This is a genomic window from uncultured Aquitalea sp., assembly GCF_945957525.1.
In the GTDB taxonomy this organism is placed as follows: Bacteria; Pseudomonadota; Gammaproteobacteria; order Burkholderiales; family Chromobacteriaceae; genus Aquitalea.
Genome location: NZ_CAMFLA010000031.1, coordinates 24,654 through 33,229, shown reverse-complemented (window position 1 = coordinate 33,229; position 8,576 = coordinate 24,654). Strand labels below are relative to the sequence as shown.

Below are 8,576 nucleotides of genomic sequence, written 5' to 3'. Positions count from 1 at the left end.
ACCCCGGACCTGCGGATTATGATTCCGTCGCTCTAACCGACTGAGCTAATTCGCCACATTTTCGATGCGTTCACACCGAGTGGCGAACTATACGCAGCGTTTTTTACCCTGTCAACCACTATCTCCGGCTTTTGAGCAGGGCGTCACAGGGTATGGCAGCGGTCGCCATCCAGAAAGCCTTGCCAGTGGATATCCACCTGTTTGCCGAAGCCGATCACTTTGAAGAGTTCGCCCATTTCCTGCATCGACAGCAGTTTCTGCACCATGGCTGCTTGCGGCAGGTAGCTGGCGCTGTCGGCGGCGTCCAGTTCTTGCAGCAGCCGGGTGATGCCGGCATTGACGAGGAACTGCGCCTGGGTGGTGTAGCCGATGAGGTCCAGCCCGGCGTCGATGCCGCATTGGGCGATGGCGGTGAAGTCCACGTGGCAGGTGAGGTCCATCAGGCCGGGCAGATAGAAGGGGTCGTCCACGGTGTGGTGGCGGTAATGGCCGATCAGTGTGCCCATATGGCGTTGCGGATGGTAGTACTCCGCCGCAGGGTAGCCATAATCGATGAGGATGATGCCGCCGCGCGCCAGGCGGGACGCCAGCGTGTGGATGAAGGCGCGATTGGCGAGGCTGATTTCGCTGGTGTAGTCGCTGTCGTTAACGCCGGTGTCGGCGGCCAGGCGGATCAGTTGCGTATCGGTAGGCGGTCGGTCTTCCCATTGGAAGCCGCCTTCAGGGTTCAGCGTCACGCCACGCAGCATGGGTTGGGGCGTCCAGTGCAGCAGCTCGCACGGCATGGCGTCCAACACTTCATTGCCGATGACGACGCCGTCAATCTGATCCGGCAGGCTGTCGCGCCACACCACGCGAGCGGCCAGGTGCGGCAGCGCTGCACGGATGGCGCTTTGCTGGCGCTCGATGAGGTCGGCCGACAGGTCAAGGATGACGTAGCGCCGCGGCAGCGCGTCAAGCCGTTCCAGCTCGGTCAGGATGTCGATGGCGAGCTTGCCGGTGCCGGCGCCGAATTCGTACAGGTCGCCGGCGGTTTGCGGCAGGATCTGCGCGAGCTGGCGGGCCAGCGTGCGGCCGAAGAAGGGCGACATCTCCGGCGCGGTGGTGAAGTCCCCGGCGCTGCCCAGCTTGCAGCTGCCCGCCGAGTAGTAACCCAGGCCTGGCGCGTACAGCGCCAACTCCATATAACGGGAAAAGGGAATCCAGCCGCCTTCGGCGCGAATGGCGTCGGCAATGCGCCGACAGAGAGCCTGGCTGGTGGCCAGCGCGTCGGCGCTGGGGGCGGGAAGGGTGGTCATGGGTGCATCCTGCTACAATGTGCGGCGATTGTGGGCGAAACCGCGTCCAAGGAGAAGAGGGTGAACCGATTTTACCGTGGTATGGCGTTTGTCTTGCTGATGCCTGCGCTGGCGTTGGCCGAAGGGGAGAGCGTTGCGCCGCCGGCGCAGCCGGAGGTGTCGTTCAAGGGCGAGCTGGTGCTGGTACGCCAGCGCTTTCCTGTCGAATTGAAGCTGGCTTGCCTGGGCGGCGGCCATAAGCTGAGGCTGGAAATGGCTTTGCCCGCCGGGCTCAAGTGGGATCCGAAACCTTTCGAGGGCCCGGGCGGTCTGGGTGAAAAGCGCAAATTGCAGCTCAAGCTGGAAGGCTTGCGCAAGGTGGAGGAGCAACATTTTGCCGGCTGGTACGCCACGGCGAGCCAGTTTGTCATCGGTTGGGAAAGCGACGGCAAGTTGTTGACGCTGGCGCAACCGCCGCATATGGCGCTGCTGCTGCAAGTGGACGGCGCCACGCGCCGCCAGGGACAGTTGCAGGCGCGGTTTCCGCTGCCCGATCGCGCCGGCTGGCAGCCAACGCTGGCGCCTTGTCTGAGCGCGGGTTGACGGAGGCGGCGATGGACATTCGTGAAGAACGGGTGGTGTTGGTTACTGGCGCGGCGCGGCGCGTGGGCGCGGGCATTGCCCGCCGGCTGCATGAGCGCGGTTTGCGCGTGGTGCTGCATTACCGCGGCTCGGCGGCTGAGGCGCAGGCCTTGGCGGACGAGCTCAATGCCAAGCGACCGGCTTCTGCGGCGCTGGCGCAGGCTGATCTGCTGGATATGGCGGCCGTGGCAAGGTTGGCCGAAGACGCCTTGGCGGCGTTCGGACGCATTGATTGCCTGGTGAACAACGCGTCCAGCTTTTTTCCGACGGAAGTGGGCGAGGTGGACGAGGCGGCCTGGCAGGATTTGATGGGCAGCAACCTCAAGGCGCCGCTGTTTCTCAGCCAGGCGCTGGCGCCGGAATTGCAACGCCGGCGCGGCGCGATCGTCGGCATTGCCGATATCCATGTGGACCGACCGATGAAGCGGCATCTGGTTTACAACCTGGCCAAGGCCGGTCATGCCCAGCTGATTCGCAGCCTGGCCATTGAGCTGGCGCCGCAGGTGCGCGTCAACGGCGTGGCGCCGGGCGTGAATCTGTGGCCGGAGAGCGAAGCGTCTTTTGACGTCGCCGAGCGCGCCGCCATCGAAGCCAGCATTCCCCTGCAACGCACCGGCGTGCCGGATGATCTGGCGGTGGCGGTGGCTTTCCTGTTGCTGGACGCCCATTACATTACCGGGCAGATCCTGCCGGTGGATGGCGGTCGCAGCATCGTGCTGTAAGGCCGGTCTCCCCTGCCCGGCCTTGCGTCTGCCTGTCGCTCGCCGGTTATTGCCGGCATTGGCGCGCCTTGGCTCGGCTTCACCGGGTGGTTTTGTCCGCTGCGCCCAGCGCGCGCCGGCATGGCCAGACGCCGCAGACCGGCGTCATCGCCCGCCCGATCAGCGTGAATCTCGCATGGATTTCGACGGGGAAAAACAGTAAAATCGCCTGTTTTTCAATTTCTTAGCCGTACCTCATGTCCGAACAGAACGCCGTGCTCGACGAGAAGGCCAAAAAAGCCGTCTTTGAAGGCAATAAACTCGCCAAGCGGCTGCGCCACCATGTGGGCGACGCCATCAACGATTTCAACATGATCGAAGAGGGCGACCGCGTCATGGTCTGCCTCTCGGGCGGCAAGGACAGCTACACCCTGCTGGATATCCTGCTGGGCCTGCAAAAATCCGCGCCCATCGATTTTTCCATCGTTGCCGTCAATCTCGATCAGAAACAACCGGGCTTCCCGGAAGACGTGTTGCCGGGCTACCTCGCGTCCATCGGCGTGGAATACCGCATCGTCGAAGAAGACACCTATTCCATTGTCAAGCGGCTGGTGCCGGAAGGCAAAACCACCTGCAGCCTGTGCTCGCGCTTGCGCCGCGGCATTCTCTACCGCGTGGCCGACGAGCTGGGGGCCACCAAGATTGCGCTGGGCCACCACCGCGACGACATCCTGCATACTCTGTTCCTGAACATGTTCTACGGCGGCAAGCTCAAGGCCATGCCGCCCAAGCTGGTGTCCGACGACGGCCGCCACATGGTGATCCGCCCGCTGGCCTATTGCCGCGAGAAGGACATCGAACGCTACGCCGTATTGCGCGAATTCCCCATCATTCCGTGCAATCTGTGCGGCTCGCAGCCCAATCTGCAGCGGCAGGTGGTGAAGGAAATGGTCAACGATTGGGATCGTCGTTTCCCGGGTCGGGTGGAAACCCTGTTCCGCTCCTTGCAGAACGTGGTGCCCTCGCATCTGGCCGATACCGGCCTGTTTGATTTTGTCGGCCTCAAGACCGGTGAAAACCCCTATGAAGGCGGCGATACCGCTTTCGACAAGGAAGAATTCCGCGATCCGACGCCGCCGACGGAAGACGGCGAAGGGTTGGCCGAAGCGCCGCGCCGCCGCACCATCAGCATCCTGGATTCACGCAAACCGGCGGGAGAGGGCAGCTGTGGCGCGTAAGGCTTTGCATCCGTTCCGCCGCCGCGTGCGCGGCGCCGTGGCAGACATGCCGGAAGTGGAAATTTCCGAAGCGGACGGCATTCGCTCCCTGCATCTGGGCTCGGAAACCATCCAGAGCTCGATGAGCCTGGACGAGCCGGCAGATCTGGTGCTGTCTTACAGTCGCGCCATGATGGGTTTTCTGCTGTTCAACGACGATCCGCGCCACATCCTGCAAATCGGGCTTGGCGGCGGTTCTTTCGCCCGCTTCATTGACGAATACCTGCCGGACGCGGTGAGTGTGGCGGTGGATATCAACCCGCAAGTGATCGCCGTGGCGCGCGCCTATTTCGAGTTGCCCGAAGAAGGCGACTTCTTCGAGATTGTCGAGGCCGACGGCGCGGACTATGTGAAGATTTTCCGCGGCTCCACCGATGCCATTCTGGTGGACGGATTTGACGGCCTGCAGATTGTCGACGCCTTGACCACGGAATCGTTTTTCGATGACTGCCGCAACGCGCTCAGCCCCAAGGGGGTGTTCGTGGCCAACTGGTGGAGCGGAGACAAGCGCTACAACGCCTTCATCGACCGCCTGCTGACGGTGTTTGAAGGCCGCGTCATCGAACTGCCGGCCGCCAGCCACGGCAATGTGGCGGTGATGGCTTTCCGTCAGAGCCCGACGCTCACCCAGTGGGAGGCGCTGAAAAAACGCGCTGACGAGCTGGAAGGCCGTTTCGGCCTGGAGTTTGGCGAGTTCGTGCAGCGCCTGAAGATGACCAACCAGAGCACGGCGGGGCATCTGGTGGTGTGAAATCCGTCCGGCGTTGTCACGTTTGGTAACGCCAACGGCCCCCCGCGCAGGCGTATAATGTGCGCCTTCGCGGCCAGTGCGCCGTGTTTGAGCAAGATCAGCGAACAGCGGGTCGGGCGAGCGCAGACTCGCAGCCCTGGCTGGGCAAGAGTTACAGGAGGGCGGGCCGACGCCGGTTCTCCGCGATTTTCATTTTGTTGGGACTACCATCGTGATCAAGCAGCAACTGCTTAACCGTATTGCGGACAAATCCGCCGTCATCGGCATCGTGGGCCTGGGCTATGTCGGCCTGCCGTTGATGCTGCGTTTTGCCGAAGTGGGCTACAAAGTGCTGGGCTTCGATATCGACCAGAGCAAGGTCGACGCCCTGATGGCCGGCAAGAGCTACATCGAGCACATCTCCGGCGACAGTATCGCCACCGCGCTGACCCGCGGCTTTGAAGCCACCACCGATTTCTCCCGCGCGCCGGAAGCCGACACCCTGATTCTGTGCGTGCCGACCCCGCTGAACAAATACCGCGAGCCGGATCTGAGCTTCGTGCTCAACACCATCGACAGCCTGGTGCCCTTCCTGCGCGAAGGCCATCTGGTGTCGCTGGAGTCCACCACCTATCCGGGCACCACCGACGAAGAACTGCTGCCGCGCATCGAATCGCGCGGCCTGAAGGTGGGCGACAACGCCTTCCTGGTGTTCTCGCCGGAGCGCGAAGACCCGGGCAATCCGAATTTCACCACCCGCACCATTCCCAAGGTGTGCGGCGGCGTGACCCCGGCTTGCCAGGAAATCGGTGTGGCGCTCTACGGCGCGGTGATCGATAAAGTGGTGCCGGTGTCCTCCACCCGCGCCGCTGAAATGACCAAGCTGCTGGAAAACATTCATCGCGCGGTCAATATCGGCCTGGTCAACGAAATGAAGATCGTCGCCGACCGCATGGGCATCGACATTCACGAAGTGATCCGCGCCGCCGCCACCAAGCCTTTCGGCTTCGTGCCCTACTATCCGGGCCCGGGCCTGGGCGGTCACTGCATCCCGATCGACCCGTTCTACCTCACCTGGAAAGCCCGCGAATACGGCGTCAATACCCGTTTCATCGAGCTGGCAGGCGAAGTGAACAGCAATATGCCGGACTGGGTGGTGAGCAAGGTGGCCGCCGCGCTGAACACGCGCAAGAAAGCCATCAACGGCAGCCGCGTGCTGGTGCTGGGCATCGCCTACAAGAAGAACGTGGACGACATGCGCGAAAGCCCGTCGGTGTTCCTGATGGAAAAACTGCGCGATCTGGGCGCGGACGTGTCCTACAGCGATCCGCACGTGCCGGTGTTCCCCAAGATGCGCGAGCACCACTTCGAGCTGTCCAGCGTGCCGCTGACCGCAGAGAGCATCGCCGCCTACGATTGCGTGCTGCTGGCTACCGACCACGACAAGTTCGACTACGCGCAGCTGAAACAGCATGCACAGTTGATCGTGGACAGCCGCGGCAAGTATCTGGAACCGGCCGATCACATCGTCAAGGCTTGAGCGCCGCGACCTGACTGCAAGTGGGCGACCCAGGGGTCGCCTTTTGCCGTTCTGAAAGACAAGGGAAGAACCCATGCAAACCGTACATCATGTCGCCATTACCGACCGCAAGATCCGTTTCGCGCTGGTAGGTTGCGGCCGTATCGCCAACAACCATTTCGGCTCGCTGGAAAAGCACGCCGACCGCGCCGAGCTGGTGGATGTCTGCGACATTGACCCGGCCGCCCTCAAGGCCGCCGTCGAGCGCACCGGCGCGCGCGGCCACGGCAATCTCACCGACATGCTGGCCAGCACCAACGCCGACATCATCGTGTTGACCACCCCCTCCGGCCTGCATCCGGCCCAGAGCATCGAGTGTTCCGAAGCCGGCTTTCACGTGATGACGGAAAAGCCGATGGCCACCCGCTGGGAAGATGGCCTTGCCATGGTGAAAGCCGCCGATCGCGCCCGCAAGCGCCTGTTCGTGGTGAAACAAAACCGTCGCAACGACACCCTGCAGCTGCTGAAGCGCGCGGTAGCCGAAAAGCGTTTTGGCCGGATTTACATGGTGAACGTCAACGTGTTCTGGACCCGCCCGCAAGAGTATTACGATGCGGCCGGCTGGCGCGGCACGTGGGAATTCGACGGCGGCGCATTCATGAACCAGGCCAGCCATTATGTGGATTTGCTGGACTGGCTGATCGGCCCGGTGGAAAGCGTGCAGGCCTACACGGCCACGCTGGCGCGCAACATCGAAGTGGAAGACACCGGCACTGTCAGCGTCAAATGGCGCTCCGGCGCGCTGGGCAGCATGAATGTCACCATGCTCACTTACCCCAAGAACCTGGAAGGCTCCATCACGATTCTGGGTGAGAAGGGCAGTGTGCGCGTCGGCGGCGTCGCGGTGAACGAGATCCAGCACTGGGAGTTTGCCGAAGGCCACGCGATGGACGAAGAGATCAAGAACGCCAGCTACGCCACCACCAGCGTGTACGGCTTTGGTCATCCGCTGTACTACGACAACGTAATCAATGTGATGCAGGGCAAGGCCGAGCCGGAAACCGATGGTCGCGAAGGCCTGAAGTCGCTGGAGCTGCTCATCGCCATGTACCTGTCGGCCCGCGACGGTCGTCGCGTCAGCCTGCCGTTGGATTACTGATCCCGATTCAACCTGCAGCGGCTGGAAACCATTGCGACAGGTGCGCCGCAGAAGCGCGACATCGTGATGGATTCCGGCCTGGTTATCCGCGGTCGCGTCCGGTCACCGTGGCGCGACGGCTGACAAGACACTAATGACAGAAGAAAAGAAAGACCCCTGGCTCAACTACCTGGCGCTGACCACGGTGATTCTCGCCGTCTGCGCCACGCTATCCACCTTCAAGGGCGGCGGCTTTTCCACCCGCAGCGTGATCGCGCAGGCGCAGGCTTCCGATCAGTGGGCGTACTACCAGGCCAAGGGCATCAAGGGCAATCTGTACGACATGGAGCGGGAGCGGCTTCAGTTCGAGTTGGACAACCTGCCGGCGCAGGCGGGCGATGCGGCCCGCGGTCGCTATCGCGCAGCCATCGACAAGGCCGGACAGCGCGCCGACCGCTATGCGGCGGAGCGCAAGGATATTGAACAGGCGGCCCGCAAGCTGGAGGCGGAGCGTGATCTGGCGCAGCGGCAAGGCAAGCCCTTCGGCATGGCAGTGATTTTCCTGCAGGTGGCGATCCTGATTTCTTCCATCGCCGGCCTGTTCAAACGCAAGCAAGTGTGGCTGGCCGCCCTGCCGGTGGCCGCTCTGGGCCTGTTCTGGTTCGCCGACGGGTTCTTCCTGTTTTACTGAATCTGATTTAAGGATCTGGCAGCATGCAATACACCGTTCACCCCACCGCCATCGTTGACGACGGCGCAGTCATCGGCGCCGGCACCCGCGTGTGGCACTGGGCGCACATCTGCAACGGCGCGCAGATTGGCGAGCGTTGTTCCTTCGGCCAGAACGTGTTCGTGGCCGGCGACGTGGTCATCGGCGACAACGTCAAGGTGCAGAACAATGTTTCCATCTACGATGCCGTCACGCTGGAAGACGACGTGTTCTGCGGCCCGTCCATGGTGTTCACCAACGTCAACAACCCGCGCAGTCACGTCAGCCGCAAGCATGAATACCGGCGCACCGTGGTGAAGCGCGGCGCCACCATCGGCGCCAACGCTACCGTGGTGTGCGGCCACACCATCGGCGAATACGCCTTTATCGGCGCCGGCGCGGTGGTGACCGCGGATGTGGCCCCCTATGCCCTGATGGTGGGCACGCCCGCGCGCCGCATCGGCTGGATGTGCGCCTGCGGCGAACGTTTGCCGAACGACATCGGCACGCATGCCTGCGCCGCCTGCGACAGCTTTTACGAAATCGGCGGCAATCACTGTTCGCCGCGCTGAGTCCGCCTCTT

The 8,576-nt window shown here is 62.9% G+C and carries 9 protein-coding genes; 8 read left to right on the top strand and 1 reads right to left on the bottom strand.

From position 1 onward, the window contains the following. Positions 1 to 143: 143 nt before the first annotated feature. Positions 144 to 1,298: an SAM-dependent methyltransferase gene (locus Q0P52_RS19130; protein WP_293766281.1), complete on the bottom strand. Its 1,155-nt coding sequence runs from the start codon at positions 1,296 to 1,298 to the stop codon at positions 144 to 146. A 60-nt stretch (positions 1,299 to 1,358) separates the two neighbouring features. Between Q0P52_RS19130 and Q0P52_RS19125 the strand changes: the two genes are divergently transcribed. From Q0P52_RS19125 to Q0P52_RS19090, 8 genes are all read left to right on the top strand, one after another. Further along, positions 1,359 to 1,880 (top strand): hypothetical protein, encoded by a 522-nt coding sequence (locus tag Q0P52_RS19125; RefSeq protein WP_293766280.1) that lies wholly within the window; start codon positions 1,359 to 1,361, stop codon positions 1,878 to 1,880. An 11-nt stretch (positions 1,881 to 1,891) separates the two neighbouring features. Next, positions 1,892 to 2,641, top strand: coding sequence for a pteridine reductase (locus tag Q0P52_RS19120; RefSeq protein WP_293766279.1), 750 nt, complete (start codon positions 1,892 to 1,894; stop codon positions 2,639 to 2,641). Positions 2,642 to 2,877: 236 nt separating this feature from the next. Continuing rightward, complete coding sequence (gene ttcA / locus Q0P52_RS19115; RefSeq protein ID WP_293766278.1) at positions 2,878 to 3,858, top strand: tRNA 2-thiocytidine(32) synthetase TtcA; 981 nt, start codon at positions 2,878 to 2,880, stop codon at positions 3,856 to 3,858. Continuing rightward, a complete protein-coding gene (locus Q0P52_RS19110; protein ID WP_293766277.1) occupies positions 3,848 to 4,648 on the top strand; it encodes a polyamine aminopropyltransferase in 801 nt (266 codons plus the stop codon). Before ttcA ends, Q0P52_RS19110 begins: the two co-directional genes overlap by 11 nt. 214 nt (positions 4,649 to 4,862) lie before the next feature. Beyond that, on the top strand, positions 4,863 to 6,167 hold the full coding sequence (locus Q0P52_RS19105; protein ID WP_293813832.1) for a nucleotide sugar dehydrogenase: 1,305 nt from the start codon (positions 4,863 to 4,865) through the stop codon (positions 6,165 to 6,167). 73 nt (positions 6,168 to 6,240) lie between these two features. Next, positions 6,241 to 7,305 carry a Gfo/Idh/MocA family oxidoreductase gene (locus tag Q0P52_RS19100; protein ID WP_293766304.1) on the top strand — a complete coding sequence of 355 codons (1,065 nt, stop codon included), beginning with the start codon at positions 6,241 to 6,243 and terminating at the stop codon, positions 7,303 to 7,305. A gap of 133 nt (positions 7,306 to 7,438) precedes the next feature. Next, on the top strand, positions 7,439 to 7,975 hold the full coding sequence (locus Q0P52_RS19095; RefSeq protein WP_293766305.1) for a DUF4337 domain-containing protein: 537 nt from the start codon (positions 7,439 to 7,441) through the stop codon (positions 7,973 to 7,975). Positions 7,976 to 7,998: 23 nt separating this feature from the next. After that, positions 7,999 to 8,565: an acyltransferase gene (locus Q0P52_RS19090; protein ID WP_293766306.1), complete on the top strand. Its 567-nt coding sequence runs from the start codon at positions 7,999 to 8,001 to the stop codon at positions 8,563 to 8,565. Positions 8,566 to 8,576 lie beyond the last annotated feature (11 nt).